General features: G+C 63.5%; 22 protein-coding genes and 1 tRNA gene. 12 read left to right on the top strand and 11 right to left on the bottom strand.

Annotated features, from left to right (window positions below; translation table 11 throughout):
- Nucleotide 1: 1 nt before the first annotated feature.
- Nucleotides 2–1,255, bottom strand: coding sequence for an acetyl-CoA hydrolase/transferase family protein (locus tag D1223_RS13480; RefSeq protein WP_119376932.1), 1,254 nt, complete (start codon nt 1,253–1,255; stop codon nt 2–4).
- 162 nt (nt 1,256–1,417) lie between these two features.
- Here D1223_RS13480 and D1223_RS13475 point away from each other — a divergent pair, with 162 nt between their 5' ends.
- The 12 genes from D1223_RS13475 to D1223_RS13420 all read left to right on the top strand — a co-directional run bounded on the left by D1223_RS13475 (nt 1,418) and on the right by D1223_RS13420 (nt 13,885).
- Nucleotides 1,418–2,311 (top strand): LysR family transcriptional regulator, encoded by an 894-nt coding sequence (locus D1223_RS13475; protein ID WP_119376931.1) that lies wholly within the window; start codon nt 1,418–1,420, stop codon nt 2,309–2,311.
- 187 nt (nt 2,312–2,498) lie between these two features.
- The gene (locus D1223_RS13470; protein ID WP_119376930.1) at nt 2,499–2,981 is read left to right on the top strand and encodes a (2Fe-2S)-binding protein; all 483 of its coding nucleotides are present in this window, start codon (nt 2,499–2,501) and stop codon (nt 2,979–2,981) included.
- A 9-nt stretch (nt 2,982–2,990) separates the two neighbouring features.
- Nucleotides 2,991–4,040: an FAD binding domain-containing protein gene (locus D1223_RS13465; protein WP_119376929.1), complete on the top strand. Its 1,050-nt coding sequence runs from the start codon at nt 2,991–2,993 to the stop codon at nt 4,038–4,040.
- Nucleotides 4,041–4,042: 2 nt separating this feature from the next.
- The gene (locus D1223_RS13460; RefSeq protein WP_119376928.1) at nt 4,043–6,319 is read left to right on the top strand and encodes a xanthine dehydrogenase family protein molybdopterin-binding subunit; all 2,277 of its coding nucleotides are present in this window, start codon (nt 4,043–4,045) and stop codon (nt 6,317–6,319) included.
- 87 nt (nt 6,320–6,406) lie between these two features.
- On the top strand, nt 6,407–7,192 hold the full coding sequence (locus D1223_RS13455) for a hypothetical protein (RefSeq protein WP_119376927.1): 786 nt from the start codon (nt 6,407–6,409) through the stop codon (nt 7,190–7,192).
- Between the two features lie 11 nt (nt 7,193–7,203).
- Nucleotides 7,204–8,598, top strand: a complete 1,395-nt coding sequence (locus tag D1223_RS13450; RefSeq protein WP_119376926.1) for an acetate and sugar kinases/Hsc70/actin family protein — start codon at nt 7,204–7,206, stop codon at nt 8,596–8,598.
- A gap of 52 nt (nt 8,599–8,650) precedes the next feature.
- Nucleotides 8,651–9,640, top strand: coding sequence for an NAD(P)H-hydrate epimerase (locus D1223_RS13445; protein WP_119376925.1), 990 nt, complete (start codon nt 8,651–8,653; stop codon nt 9,638–9,640).
- Nucleotides 9,641–9,794: 154 nt separating this feature from the next.
- Nucleotides 9,795–11,222, top strand: a complete 1,428-nt coding sequence (locus D1223_RS13440) for a circularly permuted type 2 ATP-grasp protein (protein ID WP_119376924.1) — start codon at nt 9,795–9,797, stop codon at nt 11,220–11,222.
- Nucleotides 11,222–12,160, top strand: a complete 939-nt coding sequence (locus D1223_RS13435) for an alpha-E domain-containing protein (protein WP_119377147.1) — start codon at nt 11,222–11,224, stop codon at nt 12,158–12,160. The genes D1223_RS13440 and D1223_RS13435 overlap by 1 nt, the downstream gene beginning before the upstream one ends.
- Nucleotides 12,161–12,175: 15 nt before the next feature.
- Entirely contained in the window at nt 12,176–12,979 is an 804-nt protein-coding gene (locus D1223_RS13430; protein WP_119376923.1) for a transglutaminase family protein, read from the top strand.
- Between the two features lie 21 nt (nt 12,980–13,000).
- Nucleotides 13,001–13,735 carry a proteasome-type protease gene (locus D1223_RS13425; RefSeq protein WP_119376922.1) on the top strand — a complete coding sequence of 245 codons (735 nt, stop codon included), beginning with the start codon at nt 13,001–13,003 and terminating at the stop codon, nt 13,733–13,735.
- Between the two features lie 74 nt (nt 13,736–13,809).
- Nucleotides 13,810–13,885, top strand: a tRNA-Lys gene (locus D1223_RS13420).
- A 33-nt stretch (nt 13,886–13,918) separates the two neighbouring features.
- On the opposite strand, the gene D1223_RS13415 is transcribed toward D1223_RS13420, so the two are convergent.
- The 10 genes from D1223_RS13415 to D1223_RS13370 form a co-directional block, all read right to left on the bottom strand.
- Nucleotides 13,919–15,550: a Na/Pi cotransporter family protein gene (locus D1223_RS13415; RefSeq protein WP_119376921.1), complete on the bottom strand. Its 1,632-nt coding sequence runs from the start codon at nt 15,548–15,550 to the stop codon at nt 13,919–13,921.
- A 107-nt stretch (nt 15,551–15,657) separates the two neighbouring features.
- A complete protein-coding gene (locus D1223_RS13410; protein WP_119376920.1) occupies nt 15,658–16,653 on the bottom strand; it encodes an aldo/keto reductase in 996 nt (331 codons plus the stop codon).
- Nucleotides 16,650–17,819 (bottom strand): 4-hydroxybenzoate 3-monooxygenase, encoded by a 1,170-nt coding sequence (pobA, locus tag D1223_RS13405; RefSeq protein WP_119376919.1) that lies wholly within the window; start codon nt 17,817–17,819, stop codon nt 16,650–16,652. Before pobA ends, D1223_RS13410 begins: the two co-directional genes overlap by 4 nt.
- On the bottom strand, nt 17,819–18,760 hold the full coding sequence (locus D1223_RS13400; RefSeq protein WP_119376918.1) for a Gfo/Idh/MocA family oxidoreductase: 942 nt from the start codon (nt 18,758–18,760) through the stop codon (nt 17,819–17,821). Before D1223_RS13400 ends, pobA begins: the two co-directional genes overlap by 1 nt.
- A complete protein-coding gene (locus tag D1223_RS13395) occupies nt 18,760–19,605 on the bottom strand; it encodes a class III extradiol dioxygenase subunit beta (RefSeq protein WP_119376917.1) in 846 nt (281 codons plus the stop codon). Before D1223_RS13395 ends, D1223_RS13400 begins: the two co-directional genes overlap by 1 nt.
- A gap of 1 nt (nt 19,606) precedes the next feature.
- Nucleotides 19,607–20,011 (bottom strand): protocatechuate 4,5-dioxygenase subunit alpha, encoded by a 405-nt coding sequence (gene ligA, locus D1223_RS13390; RefSeq protein ID WP_119376916.1) that lies wholly within the window; start codon nt 20,009–20,011, stop codon nt 19,607–19,609.
- Entirely contained in the window at nt 20,004–21,020 is a 1,017-nt protein-coding gene (locus tag D1223_RS13385; protein WP_119376915.1) for an aromatic ring-hydroxylating dioxygenase subunit alpha, read from the bottom strand. Before D1223_RS13385 ends, ligA begins: the two co-directional genes overlap by 8 nt.
- The gene (locus D1223_RS13380; protein WP_119376914.1) at nt 21,017–22,045 is read right to left on the bottom strand and encodes an amidohydrolase family protein; all 1,029 of its coding nucleotides are present in this window, start codon (nt 22,043–22,045) and stop codon (nt 21,017–21,019) included. The genes D1223_RS13385 and D1223_RS13380 overlap by 4 nt, the downstream gene beginning before the upstream one ends.
- On the bottom strand, nt 22,042–22,908 hold the full coding sequence (locus D1223_RS13375) for an NAD(P)-dependent oxidoreductase (protein WP_119376913.1): 867 nt from the start codon (nt 22,906–22,908) through the stop codon (nt 22,042–22,044). The genes D1223_RS13380 and D1223_RS13375 overlap by 4 nt, the downstream gene beginning before the upstream one ends.
- A 62-nt stretch (nt 22,909–22,970) precedes the next feature.
- Nucleotides 22,971–24,140: a LysR family transcriptional regulator gene (locus D1223_RS13370; protein WP_233353162.1), complete on the bottom strand. Its 1,170-nt coding sequence runs from the start codon at nt 24,138–24,140 to the stop codon at nt 22,971–22,973.
- Nucleotides 24,141–24,240: the final 100 nt, after the last annotated feature.

Below are 24,240 nucleotides of genomic sequence, written 5' to 3'. Positions count from 1 at the left end.
GTCAGGTTGCGTCGCCATCGGCAAGGGCGGCCTGATGCTCCGGTGCGGCGATGGCAAGCAGGCGGTCGCGGCGTTCGGTGAGCGTTGCGAAGCGAAGGTCGGCGATGCCGTGTTCGGTTACCACGAAGCCGACATCGGCCCGCGAAGTCGTCACCGGCCCGGACACCCTGTTCACGATCCGGCTGCGCCCGCGCGCTGTTGAGGGCAGCGCGATGATCCCGGCGCCGCCGCGCGATGCCCTTGCCCCACGCATGAAATCGACAGCCCCGCCGACCGCGCCGACATACCGCCCGCCAGCGACCTCTGCGTTGACCTGACCTGTCAGGTCGACCTCAATCGCGCTGTTGATTGCGGTGAAATTGTCGATGCCGGCCAGGATATCGGCAGCGTGCGTATAAGTGCTGGGCCGCATCGACAGGCGCGGGTTGCCGTTCGCCCATTGCATCAAGGGCTCGCCGCCGGCGAGCAGGCCGGCGACGGTGGTGCTGCGGTCGAAGGACTTGCGCGCATTGGTGATCACGCCGGCGTCCATCAGGTCGGCAATGCCCTGGGTAACCAGCCCGGAATGGACGCCAAGATCCTTGTGGCCATGTAGCGCGTCGAGGATGGCCTGCGGCAAGGTGCCGAGGCCGATCTGGATCGTCGCGCCATCGTGCACGAGACCGGCCACATGCCTGGCAATTCGGGTTTCAATATCGCCCATTTCGACCGTGGGCAGGACGAGGCAGGGGGTGTCGGTGCGCACGATGATGTCGATGTCGCTGCGCCGGATCTCCCGCCCGGTGCCGGTCGTCGGTGTCTGAGAGCTGACTTCGGCAATGACAAGACGGGCGGTTCTCAGAAGGTCTGCTGTATAGTCTGCGCCGGCGCCAAAGCTGAAATGGTCCGCGTCGGCGCCCGGGGCGAGACGGATCATCAGGACAAGCTCGCCTGCGCCGATCTGCTCCAGGGTCCGGGCCAGACGTGAATAGTGCACCGGGAGGATGTCGAGCGCGCGCCCGAGCGTCCGGTTCTGCCCGGTGCCGCAATAGGAGAGATAGCTGACCGCGTCCGTGAAACCGGGCGACACGCTGGGGCCATAGCTGATCCCGGCGAAAGCGCGAAACGGCCCAACCGCATGGCGCGCGTCCATGAGAGCCGCCGTCAGCCCGTTCGGCTCGGCGCAGCCCTGTCCCCAGACAACCAGCGATCCAGGCCGGACAAGCGCGGGCCAGTCGAGGGCGTCCAGGGCGATTTCGATCCCGTCTCTATCCATCACGCGCTGTCATAGAACGCACCTGCAGAGATTGGAATGCGTCCCCTGACGACGCAGTCCGCCGTGATTTCCCGACGGGGGCGGGCGAATAGACGTTTGGAAACCCGATCATTCAAGAGTAGTATGGGATAAAGTGCGGGGGCTCATGAGAACAGTTTATCAATGCTGAGGGAAAACATTGTCGACCTGATGTCCTTCATCATGGTCGCGCGCGAAAGCAGCTTTACCCGAGCGGCAACGCAGATCGGTGTGTCGCAATCGGCGCTGAGCCACTCGGTGCGCGGCCTGGAAGAGCGTCTCGGCGTCCAGCTGCTCCACCGCACGACTCGCAAGGTCACGCCCACCCGGCTTGGCCAACAGATGCTCGAACGCCTCGAGCCGCATCTTGGCGAGATGGAAGCCGACCTCGCGCGCATCCTGGAACGGAAAGACCGGCCGGCCGGGACAATCCGGATCCGCGCGTCCCGTTACGCCGAGGCGGCCATTCTCTGGCCGAAGCTTGCGCCGGTGCTCAGGGACTACCCCGACGTTCAGGTGGAAGTCGTCAGCGAAGATAGCTCGGCCGATGGTGCTGGCGCGCCGGTCGATGCCTGGGTAAGCCCCGGCGAACGGATCGATGAAGAGACTCTCGCTGTCCGCATCAGTCCGGATTTCCGCATGCTGGCCGTGGCTGCGCCCGCCTATCTTGAAGGGCGAAAGGCCCCGAAAAAGCCGCAGGACCTGACCGGGCATGCCTGCATCAGACTGCGCCCGCCTGCCTCGGGCGGATTGCCGGTCTGGACGTTCGGCAAGGCCGGCCGCGAGGTCCGCGTACGCGTCGATGGCCAGTTGAGCTTCAATGCGATCGAGCATGTCGTCGACGCGGCCCTGGAGGGCTATGGCATCGGCCATGTTCCGGAGGGCCTCGTCAGCCGGGCGCTGGCTGATGGCAGGCTTGTCACTTTGCTTGACGACTGGTGCCCGCCATTTCCGGGCTACTTCCTTTACTACCCGCAGCGGCGAAAGGATTCGGCGGCCCTCGAGGTTCTCACCGATGCCCTCAGTCATTCGGGCTAGACAATATGTCGTCTGCCCATACGCCGCGGCAGGTCTGGCCAGACGGGCACGGATGCGCGAGGCTTGGTTTACCCTGTCATACTCGATGGCCTGGCCTGAACCATGCCAAAAAGGAATTCGGCCCACCGCACTTGCCTGAGCGCTCGCCAGCCTTATCTGCACAGCCCATCACCTTCATGGAGTGCCCATGACCCAAACCCTCACCCTGACCATCAACGGAACGAAACACGACATCGAGCTGGAGGATGCACGGCCAACCTTGCTGGATGTGCTTCGCGAAAGGGTCGGGCTGACGGGAACGAAAAAGGGATGCGACAGGGGACAGTGCGGGGCCTGTACGGTTCTTGTGGATGGCCGGCGGATCAATAGCTGCCTTGCGCTCGCGATGAGTCATGACGGCGCCGATATCACCACGATCGAGGGCGTTGCCGATGGCGACACGCTCCACCCGGTCCAGGCGGCCTTTATCGAGAATGACGGTTTCCAGTGCGGCTATTGCACGCCGGGACAGATCATGAGCGCGATCGGCCTGTTCAGCGAAAACGGGACGGCGAATGACCCCGAGCAGCTGCGCGAGGGCATGAGCGGCAATATCTGCCGGTGCGCAGCCTATGCCGGCATCACCGAAGCGCTGCTCGACGCGCAGACCCGCCTGTCGGGCAAGGAGTGAGGGTAAGCCATGAACCTGTTCGACTATAAACGCCCCTCATCCATTGCCGACGCAGTCGCCGCTGGCGCCGAACCGGGCGCGGCCTATCTGGCTGGCGGCACCAATCTGCTCGACCTGATGAAGGTGGGCGCGCGAAAGCCGGATGTGCTTGTCGATATCTCCCGCCTGCCGGGCCTTGGCGAGATCGAGACCCTGCAGGATGGCAGCGTGCGCATCGGGGCGCTGGTCCGCAATTCGGATCTCGCGCGCAATACCGCCTTTGCGAAGGCGTATCCGGCAGTGGCCGAAGCGCTGCTTTCGGGCGCGTCGGCCCAGCTGAGGAATGCTGCAACGGTCGGCGGCAATCTGATGCAGCAGACCCGCTGTCTCTATTTCTACGACCAGCAGAGCCGCTGCAATCGCCGCCAGCCGGGCGCCGGATGTGATGCGATTGGCGGGGAGACGAGCAAGCACGCCGTACTTGGCTGGACAAACCAGTGTATCGCGACGCATCCGTCGGATTTCTGCGTCGCGCTGGCCGCGCTCGAGGCCGGTGTCGAGCTTGAAGGCCCGGACGGCCCCCGCAGCGTCTCCGTCGAAGAGTTCTACGCGCTGCCAACCGAAGACGCGCCGGGCGGTGCCGACATCCGCCCCGGCGAACTTGTCACCGCCGTGACCTTGCCCGCAGGCGCTGCGCGCTTTGCCGGACATGCCCGGTATATCAAGCTGCGTGACCGCACCTCCTATGCTTTCGCTATCGTCTCTGCCGCGGCCATGGCCGATATCAGCGACGGTGTCGTGCAGGAGATCCGGATTGCGATAGGCGGCGTCGCCGCTCGCCCGTGGCGGGCCCGCTCGGCAGAAGCGGCCCTGAAAGGCAAGGCGCCTTCGCCTGAGCTGATCGGTTCGGCAGCAGAGGCGGCACTGGCGGATGCTTCGCCCTCAGGCGACAACGCCTACAAGATCGAACTCGCAAAGCGGCTTGTACATCGCGCCATCGAACAGGCGCTGGCCGGAACGCCTCAGACGATACCGGCCCTGCCGGGGTCTGTGTTCTCCGCGCAGGCGGCAGGGAGGTAAGAATGGCTGATACACCCATCGCACCGGCGGGACACGTCCGCCTCGGCTCCAATTCCGGCCAGTCCATGACGCGCCGCGAAGGCGTTGCCAAGGTCACCGGGAAGGCCAATTACGCCGCCGACAACAAGCCCGAAGGCCTGCTGCATGCGGTCTATCTTGAAAGCGGTATCGCGCGGGGCAAGGTCGTTTCGCTCAACACCGAAGCAGCACTGGCCCATCCGGGTGTTGTCCATGTGATGACGCCGGAGAACGCGCCTTCACTCGCCGTTTCGCCGGATGAGAAGCCGATGCCGTTCAGCGCGCGCATGGAAGTCCTGCAGAACAATCGCGTGCGCTATGCCGGCCAGCCGATTGCGCTCGTCCTGGCTGAAACGCTGGAGGCTGCAACAGAGGGTACCCGACTGCTGGCGCCGGAATACGAAGAGGAGCCGGCCCGTATCGGTTTTGAGAACGGTGAAACCTACGACCCGGAATACGTCACGACGGGGAACCCGCCAGCCCGGCAGGTCGGTGACCTAGAGGCCGAAAGGCAAAGGGCCGCGCACACGGTCGAAGTCACCGTCGATACCCCGCTGCAGTACCACAATGCGATGGAGCCGCATGTCATCATCGCCCAATGGGATGGCGACAAGCTGACCATTGACATGCCGAACCAGGCAATCGGGCTCGCGCGGGCCGGGATCGCGACCTATCTCGGCATCGACCCGGAGAACGTCACCTTGCGCTCGCCCTATCTTGGCGGCGGGTTTGGCTCGAAAGCCGTTGTCTTCGGGCCTCAATACCTGGCGATGCTGGCCGCGCGAGAAGTGGGCCGGCCGGTCAAGCTCGTCCTGCGCCGCGACCAGATGTTCGGCCCGGTCCAGCATCGCAGCGCCACGCGCCAGACGGTCCGGATCGATCTCGACGAGGAAGGCCGCATCCTGGCGCTGGATCATCATTCCCTGTCGTCAACCAGCAGCTTCGACGACTGGCTTGAATCTGCCGCCAATGCCTCGCTCAGCATTTATGCGAGCCCGGCCATCAAGGTGTCTCATACCGGCCTGCGCGTCGATACGGGAACGCCGGGCGCGGTGCGTGCACCGGGCCTGGCGAGCGGCACGGCTGCGCTGGAAGTCGCGATCGATGCGGCGGCCTACCGGATGAAGCAGGACCCGCTCGATTTCCGCCTGCTCAACTATGCCGAGACCGATCCGGGAACGGGTAAGCCCTTTTCGGCCAAGGCGCTGCGCGAATGTTATGCCGAGGGCGCGGCCCGTTTCGGCTGGAAAGACCGCCCGCTCGAGCCCGGCCAGATGCGTGACGCGGACGGATACCTGACCGGCTGGGGCGTCGGCACCGCTCTTTTCCACGCGCCATTCTTCCCGGCCAAGGCCAGCGCCGTCATCCGCAGCGATGGCAGCGTCGCCGCACAGACATCCGGCGCCGATATGGGGCAGGGGGCCTGGACGGCGCTCGCCCAAATGGCCGCCGATGGTCTTGGCATGCCGGCCGATGAGATCGAGTTCGAGATCGGCCATTCCGGCCTTCCCGATGGCAGCGTCGCTGGCGGCTCGGCGCACACCGCGTCGGCAGGCGGCGCGCTGTTTGCCGCTGGCAGCGATGCGGTCCGGCAGGTGGCCGAGATCGCCATGAATGATCCGGAGTCGCCGCTTTATGGGGCTGGCAATGAAGGTGTCAGGGCGAGTGGTGGACGCCTGCACCGGATCGACGATCCGGCGCGCGGCGAAACCTATGCCGAGATCCTGACCCGGGCCGGTGTGGCAGAGGTCCAGGGGCAGGGGCGCGGGCGCCGTGAGAAATCGGCGGCCGAGCAATATGCCATGTATTCGCACGGCGCGGTCTTCGCGGAGGTCAAGATCGATCCCGATCTCTACCAGGTCCGCGTCAGCCGGCTTGTCGGCGCGTTCGCGGCTGGCCGGATCATCAATCCGCGGCTTGCCAAGAGCCAGCTCAATGGCGGCATGATCTGGGGCCTCAGCTTCGCATTGCACGAGGAAGGCATTCACGACCTGCGGTCGGGCCGTCCGATCAATAATGACCTGGCCGGCTACCATGTCCCCGTGCTTGCCGATGTGCCGTCGGTGGAGTCGATCCTGGTCGAGGAGCATGACCCGCACGCCAATGCGCTCGGCATCAAGGGCGTTGGCGAAATCGGAATTACCGGCACCGTGGGTGCGATTGCCAATGCCGTCTGGCATGCAACTGGTGTGCGGCCCCAGCGCTATCCGATCCATATCAAGGACCTGCTTGAGGGTGAGTTGGCCCGTCAGCGCGGTTGATCGGTACGGACAATCAGTATCGACCTTTGCCCGACTCGCTCGCTAAGGTAGGCCTCTCGACCAGGAAGAGCTGATGAGGGCCGGGATTTGGCAGATCTGACACCGGTAGAGCGAGGGGTACTCGTCGCCCTGATGGCGTCTGGCGGGTCGCTGAAGGAGAATGCCGACCTCTCCGGGCGCTTCCAGATCAAGATGACGCCCGCGCACCGCAAGAAGCTGGCCGGCCTCGGGCTGATCAGGACAAGCAAGAAACCCTTCGTGCACACGCTGACCGATGAAGGCTGGGCGTTCATGGCGGACGGCTTTCCGATGGACATCCCGCGCGATGGCATGAAGCTCGGCGCCCTGAATGCGCTCCTCTCTGGCGTGCGAGAGCGTGCCGGCCCCGACGCCGATGCCATCCGGGCCTTTTTCAGCGGCAAGGCGGCAAAAGGCAAAGCGCCGGCCAAGGCTGAAGAGACAAAGCCTTCGACGCCGCCGTCGCCGCCCTCAGGAGAGACCGATCTCAGCGATGCGGCCTGGAGCGACAGTGAGGAAGCCCTCGCCATGGCCTTGCAGGATATCGCCGCTTTCGGGGGCCGCATGACTGCCCTGGAACGGGTCATCGACGACAGCCAGAAGAATGCGGCCAAGCAGCTGGCCCTCAACGTCGACAGCATCTTCCAGAATATCCGTCAGGCGGCCCGCAAGCGCGGGCTGGAGACGGTTTTCGAGCGCGGCGAGGAAGTCGATTTCGATGCGGTTCACTTTGATTGTTTTGAAGAAATTGACGAGGGCGAGCCCGCAATCGTCCTGAAGCAACCAGTCGTTAAGCATACTGCGCGAGACCAGACACTCATTGTGCTGCGGGGCCTGGCAAGTCCCGCCGACTGAGGAGGACCCTCTTGGCGAAGAGCTGGATTCAAAGACTGTTTCAGAAGCGCGATATCACGCGTATCGGCTGTATCGACTTTGGCACCGCCTATTCGAAAGTGTCCATTGTCGCGTCCGAATTGTCGGAGGACCTGATGGCCCAGGATATCCATGGCCTGCCCATCGGCCGGGATATCTCGGCAAATCCTTTCCTGCTGCCGTCGCTGCTCTTCGTTGATTCCGACACGGTGCGTTTTGGCGCGAGCGCCGAGTCAGCCGCCCGGCGGGGTGAGCGCCGCGGGCGTGCCCCGTTCATGTCGCCGAAGCAGTATCTCAGCACCCATGCGCTCGATGAGCTTGACGACAAGCTGCCGCCTGAGATCGACCCGACCAATTCCTATTCGGCCCGCCGCCTGATCACGCTTTACCTCGCCTATCTGCTGCGCCGGGCCGAAGATGCTGCGCGCGAGCGCAAGATTGATTGGCCGCCGCGTTTCCGGATTGCCCGTCCGGCCTGGGACAAGGAGCGCGCCGACTGGGGCGAACAGACCCTTCGCGTGCTGGTGCGCCACGCCTTCATCCTGGTCGACCGCTTTGGCGACGATCTGCTCGCCAAGGATGGCCTCGCCCACGACGTCGTCCACGATGCCTTTGACGCCATTCCCGACACATCCGATTTCCCGGACAAGGAAATCTTCGAGATTTCAGAGCACGGCACTACGACCGTTCCGGAAGCGACGGCGGTCGCGGCTGCTTCGCTGCGGCCGGGGGAGCGGCGGGTTGTCGTGGTCGCCGATATTGGCGGCGGCACATCCGATTTCGCGGCCTTCGTGACCGGCCGGCCTGGCCATAATGTCGTCGCGGAGATTGAGGGCAGCGCCTGCGTCCTGCGCCAGGCTGGCGACTTTCTCGACATGCAGCTGCGGCGCCTGCTTGTGAACAAGGCGGGCCTCCTGCCGGACGATCCGGCAGCCCGCGGCGCCGTCGCCATGATCCGGGCGCGCCAGCGCAGCCTGAAGGAAGCGCTGTTTGCCGAGGGGCGCGTTGTTGCCGAGGCTGGCGACCAGTTCGTCGAGATGACGCTGGATGAGTTCCTCGCCGATGAACATGTCCAGGCTTTTGCCGGCCGCCTGAAGGAAACCTTCTACAAGTCGCTCGAACTCGCGGTCGATTTCGCACGCTATCTCTCGCAGGGCGCGCGGGCCCAGGTGCGCGTCGATATCCTGCCGACGGGGGGCGGGTACAATCTTCCCATGGTGCAGGAGATGATCCGCAAGGTGCCGATCGAGTGGCGGTTCAATACGATCGCGCCGGAACTGCTGACCACCGACAATGCCGACTTCAATGCCGTCAGCCGTCAGCTCGCCGTGTCAGTCGGCGGCGCGGTCCTCGAACTGCCAAGACAGGTTGGCGCTGTCGCGGCCTGACCCTGTCGCTCCAGCCATGGGCAGGCGGCGCATGACCCGCTAGACTGGCGGCATGTCCCTGCCGATCATCACGCCGCAGCAGATGTATGCCGCCGAGCAGCGCGTCTTCGATGCGGGAACGGCCAGCTTCGATGTGATGCGCATCGCCGGTGAGGGCGTGGCCGATCACCTCCATGACAGCTTTCCAGACGGCGATGTCCGCGTCCTCTGCGGCCCGGGCGGCAATGGCGGCGACGGATTTGTCGCCGCCGCGCGCCTGCGGGATCTCGGCCGCGCGGTCCGGGTCTATTCGATGAAGCCGGTCGATGCGCTTAGCGGCGACCCGGCCCGGGCAGCCGCCTTGTGGGGAGGGGCGGTCGGGACACTCGACGAGGGGCTTTCAGGCACAGCATCGGTGACATTGGACGCCTTGTTCGGTGGCGGGCTCTCAAGGCCGCTGTCCGGCGTCGCGGCGGCGCTGTCGCGGCAGGGTGGTCCGACCGTGTCGGTGGATGTGCCGTCTGGCCTCGACGGGCTGAGCGCGCGGCCGCTCGGCCCGTGCTTTCGCGCGGACCTGACGGTGACCTTCGCGGCATTGAGGCCGGCCCATGTGCTGATACCAGGGCGCAGTCTTTGCGGGTCGGTGCGGGTCCAGGCGATCGGGGTGCCCGTCGATGAGAGCGTTCGCACGAATGGCCCGGACATCTGGAGCGGGGCAGGTGATAAGGCTGGCGACTCTCTGGCGGTCCGCCTGCTCGATGGAGACGGCTTCCGGCGAGACTTCAAGGAGATCGATCGTGGCGCGCCCAACCCGATAGAAGCCGTCCGGCAAGCTGCTGCTGAGGCAGGCTCAGTCCTTTTGGTGCTGGGAGAGGACATCGTCATCGCGGCCCCGGAAGGGCGGTGTGCCGTTCAGCCTGGGATTGCGAGAACGTGGACGCTGGACGATGTCATGGCAGCCGTCCGCAAGGCCCGGGCGCAAGGGCTCCCGGGCTTCGAAGCAGCCTGCGCTGCCATCTGGCAAGCCAGCCGTCCAGACGGGGTTGAACATAAACCGGGTTAACCGGCGCGTTTGGAGAGATCGCTTGAAATCAGCCTATTTTTTGGGCACTTAGAAGAGAGATCAGCGCGATTCAGGAAACATTTTTTGCCTAGTGGCTGGTCGGACGGCACGATTGAACCAGTGTTGAGAAAGGAGCAGCCAAGCGCGTCATTCCATGTCAGATGAATCAGAGCCTTTCGATGAGATGTTCGGTCACGGCGACACGCCGCGCGAACCCTATCTTCATTACTGCAACTGGTTTGACGGGGAGGACACGAAGCGGCTGAAACGCAAGGCGCGCGACGCCGAGCATGCCTTTCGCCGGACCGGGATCACCTTCAATGTCTACGGTCGTGAGGAAGCCAATGAGCGCCTCATCCCGTTTGACATTGTTCCCCACATCCTGTCAGCGCGCGAATGGCAATCCTTGTCGGAAGGCATCGAGCAGCGCGTGCGGGCCCTGAACGCCTTCCTGCATGACATCTATCATCGCCAGGAAATCGTCCGGGCAGGGCGCGTGCCGCGCCACATGATCAGCGAGAATGAAGCCTACCTGCCAAAGATGATCGGCGTCGAGCCGCCGGGCAGCATCTATACCCACATCGTCGGGACCGACATCGTGCGCACCGGTGAGAACGAGTTCTATGTGCTCGAAGACAATGCGCGCACACCGTCAGGCGTTTCCTACATGCTGGAAAACCGCGAGACGATGTTCGAGATGTTTCCGGAGCTGTTCATCAAGAACAAGGTCCGCCCGGTCTCGACCTATCCCAAACGTCTGCGCCGGTCATTGGAAGCATGTGCACCGCCCGCCTGCAATGGCCGGCCGGTCATCGCCGTCCTGACGCCGGGTATCCACAACTCGGCCTATTTCGAGCATTCCTTCCTCGCCGACGAGATGGGCGCGGAACTGGTCGAGGGCCATGACCTGCGGGTCGTCGACGGGCGCGTCGCCATGCGCACGACGCAGGGCTATACGCCGGTCGACGTGCTCTACCGCCGTGTCGACGACGACTTCCTCGACCCTCTCAATTTCCGGCCTGACTCGATGCTCGGCGTGCCCGGTATCCTGGACGTCTACAGGGCCGGCGGAATCACCATCGCCAATGCGCCGGGAACCGGTATTGCCGACGACAAGGCGATCTATTCCTACATGCCGGACATCGTCGAATTCTATACCGGCGAGAAGGCCAAGCTCCCGAACGTGCCGACCTGGCGATGCTCTGAGCCGGATTCGCTGGCCTATGTCCTCGACAATCTCGCAGATCTGGTGGTCAAGGAAGTTCACGGCTCGGGCGGCTACGGCATGCTGGTGGGCCCGGCCGCCAGCAAGCGGGAGATCGCCGATTTCCGAAAGAAGCTCCAGGCCAAGCCTGATGGCTATATCGCCCAGCCGACCCTGTCGCTGTCGACGGTTCCGATCTTTACGGCCAAGGGGCTTGCCCCGCGCCATGTTGACCTCAGGCCCTTCGTGCTTGTCTCGCCGAAAGGCGTCGACATCACGCCCGGCGGGCTGACACGCGTGGCCCTCAAGAAAGGCTCTCTCGTGGTCAATTCCAGCCAGGGTGGCGGGACCAAGGATACCTGGGTGCTTGAATCATGATGCTCGGAAAGACAGCCGGCGGCCTGTTCTGGATGTGCCGCTACCTTGAGCGCAGCGCCAACAATGCGCGCCTGATCGAGGCGGGCTCGCGCATGATGATGACGCGGACCACCGAGGAGAATGCCGAGTGGGGGTCGGTTCTGGAAACGGCCAATGTCCGCCAGATCTATGATGAGCGCCACGACGCTGTGGACCGCCAGTCGGTGATCGACTTCCTGCTGCGGGACAAGGCCAATCCGTCCAGCGTGATGTCCGTGGTCGAGGCGGCCCGTTCGAATGCGCGGATGGTACGCGTCGCGCTGACCCGTGAAGTCTGGGAGGCCGTCAACGACACCTGGATGAAGCTCAAGGACGCGCTGGCCCGGCCCGTGCGCGAGACCGAGCTGCCCAATGTGCTGGAACTGATCCGCCAGCAGAGCGCGCAGGTGCGCGGCGCCCTGCACGGCACGATGCTGCGCAACGACATCTTCAATTTCTGCCGGATCGGTACCTTTCTGGAGCGCAGTGACAATGTCGCCCGCATCCTCGACGTGAAATACTATGTCCTGCTGCCATCGGTCTCGATGGTCGGAACGTCGATCGACAATTATCAGTGGGAGGCGATCCTGCGGTCAGCGGCAGCAGAGCGTAGCTTTGCCTGGCTGAACAAGGATTCCGGGCCGCGCACGATTGCCGAATTCCTGATCCTCGACCGGCGCCTGCCGCGGTCGATCGCCTTCTGTTACCTGAACATTGCGCGCAATCTCGGTTATCTCGAAGCGGAATATGACGAGTCCCGCCCGTGCATGGAGATCTGTGCCGAAACGCTGAACCGGCTGACCTCCACCGATATCGAGACCATCTTCCAGGGCGGCCTGCACGAATTCATCCAGTCCATCATCCAGGCAAACAATTCGCTCGGCCTGCAGATCGAGAAGGATTACCGCTTCTATGCGTAAGATCGAAGACTGCCCATGCGCCTGAAGATCGCCCACCAGACCCGTTACCAGTTTGCGGAGCCTGTCAGCTACGCGCTGCAGCAACTGCGCCTGACGCCCAAGACGCGGCGAGGGCAGGAGGTGGTTTCCTGGCAGATCGAACTGGAGGGCGGCAAGGAAGAAGTGGCCTTCGTCGACCAGTTCAACAATGCGACGCAGCTGATCAGCATCGAGGAGGGCGCACGCGAACTGGTGTTCAGGGCTGTCGGGGAGGTGGAGACGCATGACCAGGCCGGGATTGTCGGCGAACATGCAGGCTGGACGCCGCTCTGGCTGTACAACCGCAAGACCCCGCTGACGGCGCCGGGCCCGACGCTGCGAAAGCTCGCGCGCGGCCTTGGCGCAGACTTCGAGGATGATGTCGCGCGCCTGCACGGCCTGATGGAGCTGATCGGCGCGGAAATCGCCTATGAGACGGGGCAAACCCATGCGCAGACCACAGCTGAGGAGGCGGCCGCCGCCGGCCATGGCGTCTGCCAGGACCACACCCATGTCTTCATCACCTGCGCCCGGCTGCTGGGGTTTCCGGCCCGCTATGTCAGCGGCTATCTGATGATGACAGATCGTGTGCAACAGGATGCTTCCCATGCGTGGGCGGAAGCGTATGTTGATGGGCTGGGGTGGGTCGGATTCGACGTCTCCAATGCCATTTCGCCGGATGAAAAATACGTCGCGGTGGCAACCGGGCTCGATTATCTGGATGCTGCCCCCGTGTCCGGGATGACTTTCGGCCACGCGCAGGAGGGATTGGACGTTTCTGTCCAGGTGCAACAGCAATAGGCGGGGCCGTTTCGGCATAAGATGACATATTGTGTGGGACTTCGCCTCGACCGGGGCCTGGTGTTCATGTCCGACACCCGAACCAATGCCGGCGTCGACAATGTTTCCAGATACCGGAAGATGTTCACCTGGACCCAGCCGGATGAGCGCGTCATCGTGATGATGACGGCGGGCAACCTCGCCACGACGCAGGCCGTGGTCAGCATGCTGGACGAGCGCACCAAGGCGCCGGAAGAACGCAGCCCCTCCATCCTCGAAGTGCCGACCATGTTCCAGGCGGCCCGCACAGTCGGCAAGGTGCTGCGCGACGTGATCCGTGAAAGTGCACCGAGCCAGGGGCCGGATGCGGAATCGCCCTTCAAGGCGACGATCATCCTTGGCGGGCAGATCAAGGGCGCCCCGCCGCGCCTCTTCATGATCTATCCCGAAGGCAATTTCGTCGAAGCCAGCGAGGAGACGCCTTTCTTCCAGATCGGGGAGACCAAGTATGGCCGCCCGATCCTGGTGCGCGCCTATGACCCGGACATGAGTTTCGAGGCGGCGGTGAAGCTGATGATGGTGTCTTTCGACTCAACGCTGAAGGCGAATTTGTCGGTTGGCCTGCCGCTCGACCTGCTGCTCTATGAGACCGACAGCCTCGCCATCAAGGCCCAGCGGCGGATCGAGGAAGACGATCCCTATTTCAATCTGATCTCGGACAATTGGGGCGAGGCGCTGAAATCGGCGTTTGCCTCGCTGCCGGACTACGAGATCTGAGACCGTGGCCTGTCCTGAAAAGGGCATTTGCCTTTTCCAGTGAGAAGGACTATGTCGCCCTTTCCAAAATTCAGGCGCCTATAGCTCAGTTGGTAGAGCAGCTGACTCTTAATCAGCGGGTCCGAGGTTCGAATCCTCGTGGGCGCACCACCGTTCCTCTTTTTCGGCACCGCACCATCGCGTTCATTGCGCCGGCGGGGCAGGCTGGGCCGCTTCGATACGGTGCTCTTCTGTGATGAGCAGCGCCTTCGGACTGCTGGAGAGGGCATTCTCCAGGTGAACGCCCATGCGCCAGACATGATAGGTGCACCGGTGAAGCCAGCGCATCGTTTCGAGCTGGCGCATGGCGATGTCTGCATCGAGCTCGGCCTCGGTCATGTGGGCGATGGCGGCATGGCGCAGCGTCTCGCGCTGGTCACGGAAGTCCTGGCGCGCCGCATCGAGACGCTCGACAAGCTCGCCGGTGAAGCCGCCGTCATGGATTTCGCCCAGGATCGGCTTCAGGCTGCGGGCCGCGGCCTGGATATCGCCTTGCGCAAAGCTGAGCCGCGCCTCGCGCAAGCCCGCCATGCGTCGCTGCAGCCGGGACATGTGATCAAGGGCATGCAGGACAGATTGCAGGCGGTAATTTGCCGGCGAGCCCGGATCGGTCCGGATGCGAACGACATAGTCCGACAGCTCTTCCAGCGCGGCCCCCTCGGCATCGGTCGAACCGAGATGGCGGGCTGACGGATTGGTCAGGATCCGCTCCAGCTTGTGGACCAGGCTCAGCGCGATGCGGTTCGCCTGCCCGGCGGCGGCGTCTGTCGCGGCGGTGCCATCGCGCAGGAGGCGGTCTTCCAGTTCGCCGAACATCTCGCCCTCTCGGCCGGGTACGATGGTTTCGATCAGCCGGGCGAACTGGCGCGTGAAGCCGATGATCACGATGACGCCCAGTATGTTGAACGTGGAATGGAAAGCCACGAGCGCGATCTGTGCGTCGCCGGCCTGGTCGAGCGCCAGCCAGTTCGAGATGATCATCGCGAAGGGTGTCAGGATGCAGAAGGCCATGATGCCGGTCATCAGGTTGTAGACGACATGGGCATAGCCGGTGCGGCGCATGGCAGTGCCACGCCCGAGCGTCGCCAGGAAGGCGGTGAAGGTCGTGCCGACATCCATGCCAATGACGAGGGCGGCGGCCTGGCTGAAGGAGATGGCGCCCACGCTGAGCGCGACCAGCGCGGTTGCCACGCCGGCGCTCGAGGACTGGGTGACAATGGTGACGAGGATACCGATCCCGACAAGCTGCAGGCGACCGAAGATGGTGTCGCCCGGAAACGTGTCCGGCGTGACCGCGCTCTCCAGCACCGACATGCCCGATTGCAGCGCGTCGATGCCGATGAAGATCAGGCTGAAGCCGGCAATCGCCCAGCCGGTTTTCTGGATCCAGCCGCGGGTGAACAGGTTCAGCATCGCACCGAGGAAGGCGAGCGGAAAGACCAGCGCTGTCAGTTCGAGCTTGAAGCCGACCAGGGCGACGATCCAGCCGGTAATGGTCGTTCCGATGTTCGCGCCGAAGATGATGCCAAGCGCCTGGTTGAAGCTCAGCAGGCCGGCGCCGACAAAGCCGACCGCTGCCACGGTCGTGGCGCTTGAGGATTGCAGGATCGCGGTGGCCATTGCCCCGGTCACCGCACCGCTGAGCGGGCTTTGCGTGAAGCGCACCAGCAGCTTGCGAAGCGTCTCTTCCGCAAGGCCTTTCAGCCCGTCGGTCAGCACCTGCATGCCGACGAGGAACAGGCCGAGGCCGCCGAGGAATGTAAACAGGCTATCCATCAGTCACAGCGCGAGACCCGTTTGCTACAGCCTGCGAGTTTTGGCGGCCGGCGCGGGCGGGTGCAAGTGTGGAGACTACGGATAGGCGCGCGGGCCGGGTCGAGCGGTCAGACGAAGTCTTCAGTGTCGATGGTTCGTTGCAGGCGCTCGGGATAACGGTGTCCCGAGACGGTCGACTGGTTGATCAGCCTGTCGGCCTTGTCGAGGACGTCCTGGCTGACATTGAGAGCCAGCGTCTCGAAATTCTCTTCAAGATGAGGAATGGACGCCGTTCCAGGGATGACATGGACATGGTCGCCGCGCGACAGGACCCAGCTCAGGGCAAGCTGCGCCGGCGTGATGCCCGCCCCGTCTGCGAGTGCGTTGAACTGTTCGACCAATGCCAGGTTCGCCGGCCAGTTGGTCTCGTCGAAGCGCGGATGCGTGCGCCGCAGATCCTTGTCTGGCAGCGTGCTCGGATCCTTCACGCCGCGCGCGAGCGCGCCCCGGGCGACCGGTGAGAAGGCAACGAAAGCCACGCCGAGCTCACCGCAGGTCTCGAGCACGCCCAGCTCCGGATTGCGGGTCCACAGGGAGTATTCGGTCTGCATCGCTCCGACCGGGTGCTCGGCATGGGCGGCGCGCAGCGTGGCCGACGACATCTCCGAAAGACCGATCGTGCCGATCTTGCCTTCCGTCTTCAGGTCCGCCAGCGCGCCGACGCTCTCTTCGATGGGCGTGTTGAAGTCGCGCCGGTGCAGGTAATAGAGGTCGATATGGTCGACACCCAGCGTCGCAAGGCTCTTGTCCACGGCCCGGCGGATGGTGGCCGGCTGGCAGTCGATGCGGCGCCTGCCGTCGTCGAATTCGATCCCGCATTTCGAGGCGAGGAAGACCTCGTCACGGCGTGTCTTCAGCACGCGTGACAGCAGCTTTTCATTGTGGCCGAGACCGTAGAGCCGCGCGGTGTCGAAATGATCATAGCCAAGATCGAGGGCGCGGTTCAGCAGTCTTTCGCCATCTTCCTCGCTCGGAAGCGGGAAGTAGGCCTGGCTGAGTGACATGCACCCCAGGCCGACTGGGTTGAGGTCTGTTCCGCCAATGGCGCGCTTCGAGAATGTCATAGAGGCAGTCCGATGTAATTTTCCGCAATCGAGGTCTGTGCTGCCCTCGAACCGGCAATATAGTCAAGCTCGGCCACCTGCATGCGCCGGCCGAAAGCCCCGCCATCCGGGAAGCGGTGCATCAGCGTCGTCAGTGTCCAGGAGAAGCGTTCCGACTTCCAGACCCGGGCAAGGGCGGTCTGCGAGTAGGCGTCGATACCCTCGCTCCTGCCCTCCTTGAAGTATTCGATCATCGCACGCGACAGGTAAGCCACATCAGAAGAGGCGAGGTTGAGTCCCTTGGCCCCGGTTGGTGGCACGATGTGTGCGGAGTCGCCTGCCAGGAACAGGCTGCCATACCGCATCGGCTCGAAAACATAGGACCGCAGCGGGGCGATGGATTTTTCCAGCGCCGGCCCACGGGTGATGTGGCTGGCCGCATCGGGGCCGAGGCGCGTCGCGAGTTCGTCCCAGAGCCGGTCGTCAGGCCAGTCCGACAGCTTCTCGTCGAGCGGGACCTGGATGTAATAGCGCGAGCGCGTCTTCGAGCGCATTGAGGCGAGCGCAAATCCGTTCTCGTGATTGGCGTAGATCAGCTCGTCATTACAGGGTGGCACATCCGCAAGGATGCCGAGCCAGCCAAACGGGTAGACCCGCTCATAGGCCCGGCCGACAGTGTCTGGAATGGCCTGGCGGGATGGGCCGTGAAAGCCGTCGCATCCGGCGATGAAGCGGGCATCCACGCGGTGCTCGGTGCCGTTCTTCAGGTAGGTGACATATGGGCTTTCGTTGTCGATATCGTGCAGGGCAACATCTTCGGCCTCGTACACCACCTCGACGCCACGCGCCGCGCTGGCATTCATAAGGTCCCTTGTGACCTCGGTCTGGCCGTAGACCATGACAGACCGGCCAGTCAGCTCGGCCATGTTTATGTGGATCAGGCGTTCGCCATCGGCCAGGAAGAAGCCTTCATGCGGCAGGCCTTCCCTGTGCATGCGCTCGCCAAGGTCGAGTTCGTCGAGAAGATCGACGGTGACCTGCTCAAGCACGCCCGCCCGGATGCGCGAGAGCACATAGTCGGACGACTTGCGTTCGAGCACGACAACATCGATGCCGGCCTGGCGAAGCAGGTGGGCGAGCATGAGGCCAGCCGGGCCGGCCCCGACGATGGCGACATCGGTTTTCATCACTTCATGCCCTGTTCGAGTTCGTAGAGCGTCTCGTAGCAGGGCAGGAGCTTTGCGACTGAGCTGTTCGGCTCGCGGCCTTCCCTTATGGCGGCGATGAATTCGCGGTCCTGAAGCTCGATGCCGTTCATCGACACGTCGACCTTCGAAACATCGACCGGCTCCTCGCGGCCCGTGACGAGGTCGTCATAGCGCGCGATGTAGGTGCCGTTGTCGCAGATATAGCGGAAGAAGGTGCCGAGCGGGCCGTCATTGTTGAAGGACAGTGACAGCGTGCAGATCTTGCCGGTCTCGGTCTTCAGCTGGATCGACATGTCCATGGCGATGCCGAGCTCAGGATGGTGCGGGCCTTCAACGGCCTGCGCGACGACGACTTTCTCGCCGGTCTGGTACTGGAAGAGGTCGACGGTGTGCGCGGCATGATGCCAGAGCAGGTGGTCGGTCCAGCTGCGCGGCTCGCCCTTGGCGTTGGTGTTGGTGCGGCGGAAGAAATAGGTCTGCACATCCATCTGCTGGATCGAGAGTTCGCCCGCCTTGATCTTGTTGTGCACCCATTGGTGGGACGGGTTGAAGCGGCGCGTATGGCCGACCATGCAGACAAGGCCGGTTTCCTTCTGCTTGGCCATCACGGCCTGCGCGTCTTCCCAGCTGTCGGCAAGCGGGATTTCGACCTCGACATGCTTGCCCGCATTCATGCAGGCGATCGCCTGGGCGGCGTGCATCTGTGTCGGTGTGCACAGGATGACCGCGTCGACGTCATCCATGGCGAGGACCTCATCGAGGTCTGTCGTTGCCGTCGCGATGCCGCGCCGGTCAGCAATCTCTTTCGTCTTTTCGAGCGTACGGCCGACCAGGGCAACGACCTCCACGCCATCAATCTTGTCGAGTCCGTCGAGGTGCTTTTCGCCAAAGGCGCCGGCGCCAGCGAGTGCGAGTTTCATCAGGCATTCTCCAATACGATGTGTCCCAGGGCCGTATTCGAGGCCGGGACGTGATAGTGGCGGTGAAGTTCGCGGACATCGCCCTGCAGGGCGCCGCGCATGATCAGCCACATGACCATTTCGATCCCTTCCGAGCCGGTCTCGCGCAGGTATTCGATCGCTTCGATGCTGCGCAGGCGCTGTGGATCGGCCGTCAGGTCGTCGAGGAATTTCTGGTCCCATTCCTGGTTGATGAGACCGGCGCGAGGTCCCTGCAGCTGGTGGCTCATGCCGCCCGTGCCCCAGATCTGGACTTTCAGGTCTTCAGGATAGTCGGCAACGGCGCGTGCAATGGCTTCGCCAAGCTTCCAGCAGCGCTCGCCGGACGGGACAGGGTAGGTGACCACATTCACGGCGATCGGGACGACCTTCACGGGCCACGCATCAGGCTGCCCGAACATGGCAGATAGCGGCACGGTCAGCCCGTGATCGACATCCATCTTGTTGATGATGGTCATGTCGAACTCGTCGATGATCAGGCTCTGCGCGATGTGCCAGGCAAAATCGGCATCATTCTTCACGACAGGGACCGGCCTCGGGCCCCAGCCCTCATCGGCGGGTTCGAATTCCTCCGCACAGCCGATCGCGAAGGTCGGGATCAGGTTCATGTCGAAGGCGGAAGCGTGGTCGTTGTAGACGAGGATTACGACATCCGGCTTGTTCTCCGGTTTGCGGATCCATTCCTTTGTCCACTCATAGCCGGCGAAGATCGGCTTGAAGTAGTCCTCTTCGGTCTTGCCCTGGTCGATGGCCACGCCGATCAGCGGGACATGGCTCGTGGCGATGCCTGCGGTCAGCCTGGCCATGTCAGGTGCCCTCCCTGATGGAGCGAACACCGTCGGGCGAGCGGCCGCCGGCCATCATCATGGCCTTGTAGTCCTCGACGCTCATGCCGGTCATCGTCGAGACGGCCTGGACGAAGGACTGGCCATCGGTGGAGAACAGCTTGGCGAGGTAGTAGATGTTGCCGCCAAGATCGAGCAGGCGGTTATAGTCGCGCGCGAGGACGGCCTCTTTCTGCGCGTCGGTCAGTTTCCAGTCGGCGAGATAGGCCGCTTCGTCAGCGCGCCAGCGCTCCCGGTTTTCCGGCTTCATCAGGCTCATGCAGAACTGGTTCAGCCAGTATCCCTGTCGGGCGCGCCTGGTCGTATAGACCCGCGTGCCGGGGATATCGTCGAACTCGCTCATATAGTCGCTGACGCTTCTATGCATCGGCCATCAGCCTTTCGATGATCTTCCGCGCATGGGCACCGCCGGAATCGATGGACAGGACCCGCAGCTTCATGTCCGGATTGAGGGCGATATTCTTTTGCTGGCCTTCAAGGACTTCGATGTCTTCATTGAAGATGTTGTCCTGGCCGGCCTTGATGCGCGCGGTCACGCCGGCATCGTGAATGTCGAAATTGCGCGCCATGCCCCAGAAGTAGTGGCAGCTCGTCTCGGTCTCCGGTGTCATCGAGTCGATGACGAAACCGCGCACGCCGGAGTCGTGACTTTCCAGCGTGTCGCCCGCCTCGACCGGCGAAACGCCGACATCGATGATGACCGAGCAAGGCTCGATGAACTGGCAGATCTGCCAGCGGTCGACCTTGCCGGTTTTCTTCAGGGCTTCGCGCCAGAAGGGCGGCGGATCGATATTCGGCATCCAGCGCGACAGGAATACCTCATCGCCTTCCACCCGCGTTTCGAGCGGCGCCTCCATCAGTTCCTTCTGGCCGATGGACCCCATGTGGACATAGGTCTCGTGGGTCAGGTCCATGAGATTGTCGATGAACAGGCGATAGTCGCAATTCACCTTCATGTAGCCGCCATCGAAGACCCAGCCTTCGGCCGAGCAGGGCCAGAAGTCGGGGACCAGATTTTCGTCGGCCTTTTCGGGCTCACCGATCCAGACCCACACATAGCGGTGCTTCTCGACGACCGGGTAAACCGGCGTGGTGATCTTCTCATTGACCCGCTCATGGGTCAGCGGCATCTCGCACGGCTTGCCTTCCGGCGTGATGACCATGCCGTGATACTTGCAGCGGATATTGTCGCCCTCGCGCATGCCCATGGAGAGCGGCAGCAAACGGTGCGGACAGGCGTCGCGCATGGCGACAGCCGTGCCGTCGAGCTTGCGGTATAGTACGATCGGCTCGTTGCAGATCATCCGCGCGAGCGGCGCATTGGCGACTTCGCCATCCCAGGCGGCGACATACCATCTGTTGCGGATAAAGGTCACTTTCCCATCTCCTTCAGCCTTGCGTCCAGACGCGGATAGACCCGCCTTGCATTGCCCTCGAAGATCGCATGGCGATCCTCCGCGGAGAGGTGCAGCGCATCGACATAGCGTTTGGTGTCGTCGAAATACTGGCCGGTCTGCGGGTCGATGCCGCGCACGGCCCCGACCATTTCCGAGCCGAAAAGGATGTTCTTCGTGTCGATCACCTCGAACAGGAGATCGATGCCCGGCTGGTGATAGACGCAGGTATCGAAATAGACGTTCTGCATGACATGACCGTCGAGCGCGGGCTGGTCGAGCATGTCGGCGAGGCCGCGATAGCGTCCCCAATGATAGGGTACCGCGCCGCCGCCATGCGGGATGATGAAGCGCAGCTCCGGGAAGTCCCTGAAAAGGTCGCCTTCGATGAACTGCATGAAGGCGTTCGTGTCGGCGGCGATGTAATAGCTGCCCGTGGCGTGGAATGTCGGATTGCACGAGCCCGAGACGTGGATCATGGCTGGCACGTCGAGCTCGCACATGGCTTCGTAGAACGGGTACCAGTAGCGGTCCGTCAGCGGCGGCGCCGTCCAGTGGCCGCCCGACGGGTCAGGGTTGAGGTTGCAGCCGACAAAGCCGAACTCGTTCACGCAGCGGTGCAGCTCCGCGATTGAGGCTGTCATGTCAGCCTTCGGGTTTTGCGGCAGCATGCAGACGCCGATGAAGGTCTCCGGGTAAAGATCGACGACCCGGGCGATGAGATCGTTGCAGGCGCGCGACCAGTCGATCGCCGTTTCCGGGTCGCCAACATGCGGCTCCATGCGGGAGGCGCGTGGCGAGAAGATCGTCATGTCAGCGCCGCGCTCGCGCAGCAGTCTCAGCTGGTTGGCCTCGATACCTTCCCGGATTTCGTCATCGCTGATGTGCGGACGGTCTGGCCGGGGCAGCGACGGGTCCTTCAGGCGCGCCTTCTGCGCCGCGCGGTAGTCGAGGTGCTTCTGGGGGGCAACCGTATGGTGCCCATGACAGTCGATGATGAGGCTCATGCGGTGCGCGCCTCCTTTGTCCCTGAAATGAGCGAGAGTTTGTCTTCCAGCCGTGTGGGCGGTGTGTGATGGCCGAGCAGGCCAAGCTCTCGCTGGCGGCGGACGGTGCCTCGCGTCAGTGCCGGCTGGATGCCGAGACTCTCAAGCGTGGCGCAGACCTCTTCCATTTCCGCGGCCCGGCGATTGCCGTGAACCAGCATGCGTTCGAGATTATAGTTTGCGCGGCCTGGCCATTCCGCGCCGAGCGATTCCAAGACCTCATCGACGACACCGGCTGCATCGGCGGCCAGCACGCATTCGGCGGTCAGCGCCTCAATGCCTTTCACCATGACTGACCGGATCATCTTGATGACCGACGCGCGGCCGATCTCAGCACCGACCTGGCGGACCTTGCCGAACCCCAGCGCCTTGAGGGCCGGCTCGCCTTCTTCGGCATGCGGCCCGCTGAGCAGGAGCGGCACATCCAGCTGCGCGGGGTAGACCGGCGACATTACCGCGACATCGACATAGCGCCCGCCAGCCGCCCCGATGAAGATGGCTGCCTCGCGCTTGCGCTGCGGGGCGACTGAATTCATGTCGAAAAAGAGTGTGCCTTCGTTGAGGTAGCCAGACGCCGTCTTGGCTGCGGCAAGCGACTGGTCGGCTGTGACCAGGGACAGGACCTGATCGCCACTGGAAATGGCGTCTTCGCAAGACGCAGAGACGTCCACGCCCGCCGCTCCGAAGTCGCGCATCTTGGCGTCGCGGGCGCCCGCATCGTCGAGCTTCAGGTCGTAACCAAAGGCATCACCTGTCCAGCGGGGATCGGACGCAAATGCGCTCGCGGCTTCGCCAAATCCGAGAAATGCCGTGCGGACAGTCATGGCGTCTGGATAGGCACATGTCCCGGGCGTGCGCCAATTGGAAGTCGATCCAGACTATAAGTTTAAACGAACAGAATATCTTGTGTTGAAATGCCCTTCAGCGTGTCGATGAACTCCGATTGCAGGCGCGTCGGCCGCCAGCCTTCGCGATAGGTCAGGCCGATCGTGCGGGTGAGGGTTTCGGGCGCATTGGCGAGCACCGTCAGCCAGCCGGCTTCGAGCTCGACTTTCACCTGGTCGGGTGACAGCAGGGTCAGGCAGTCCGTTTTCATCAGGATCTGCCGGATGGTGATGACCGAGCCGCATTCCACCCTTACACGCGGGCACGCGATACCGATTTCATCAAACATGGCCTCCCAGCGGTCACGCAGCGGCACGCCCTTTTGCGGGACGCACCACTCAAAGGCTGCAACGTCCTCAAGCGTAACCGCTTCGGCCTTCTGCGCCAGGGGGTGGCTCGAGCGGGCCAGGATGACGGGCCGGTCATTGAAGAGGGGCGCCTGCACGAGGTCCGGGCCGGGCGGCGGGTCGCGCAAGGCGCCGATCAGGAAGTCGAGGTCGCCGTCACGCAATGGTTCGATCAGTTCGACATGCGAGCCCTCAGCCACGAAGATCTGGCTGCCCGGATTGCGGTCCTGGAAGGCCACAATGCTGCTCGGCAGGACGCGGGCCCGGCAGAGCGGCATCGCCCCGATCGAAAGCTGACCGGCTCTCTGGCCAAGCAGCTGGCGTATCTCGTCAATCGCGGCGGCGAGTTCCGCGTGTGCGATCCTGTAGCGGCGGGCGGCGGCCTTGCCGGCATTGGTCAGCTCCACGCCGCGGCCCCGGCGTTTGGCGAGACGCATGCCGAGCGAGGCTTCGAGGTCGGCGACCGCGCGATGCAGCGAGGCCTTGGCAAGCCCGGTGGCGGCGCTGGCCTCGGCATAGCTGCCGCCCCGCGCGAGCGCGACAAAGGCGCGGACCTGGGCGTGCGTGACTTTCGGCGAGCGGATCAGTTCGAGTGCGGCGGCGGCGCGGGGGGCGAGCAGGTGACCGGCCTGCGTCGGCACCATGCCATCGCTCTGACGGTCGAAAAGACGCACATTCAGCTGGTCCTCGAGTCTGACCAGGCCCTGCGTGAGTGCTGGTTGCGAAATGTGTACGGCCCGGGAGGCGGCCAGCAGTGTTCCCAGTTCGAAGGTTTTTACGAACGCCCGCAAATGGCGGAGATTGAAATCCCAGGGATCCATCATCAGACTATTAGCATATGCTTATAGTTATGTCTAAGTACGAATGGCCGAAATCCGCTGCCGGCGACTAAGACATTCCTGTTTCAAAGTGGAGGTTTTCGCG

It is taken from the genome of Henriciella mobilis, from assembly GCF_003576285.1.
GTDB classification, from domain to species: Bacteria; Pseudomonadota; Alphaproteobacteria; order Caulobacterales; family Hyphomonadaceae; genus Henriciella; species Henriciella mobilis.
This window is presented reverse-complemented; position numbering and strand designations above follow the sequence as displayed.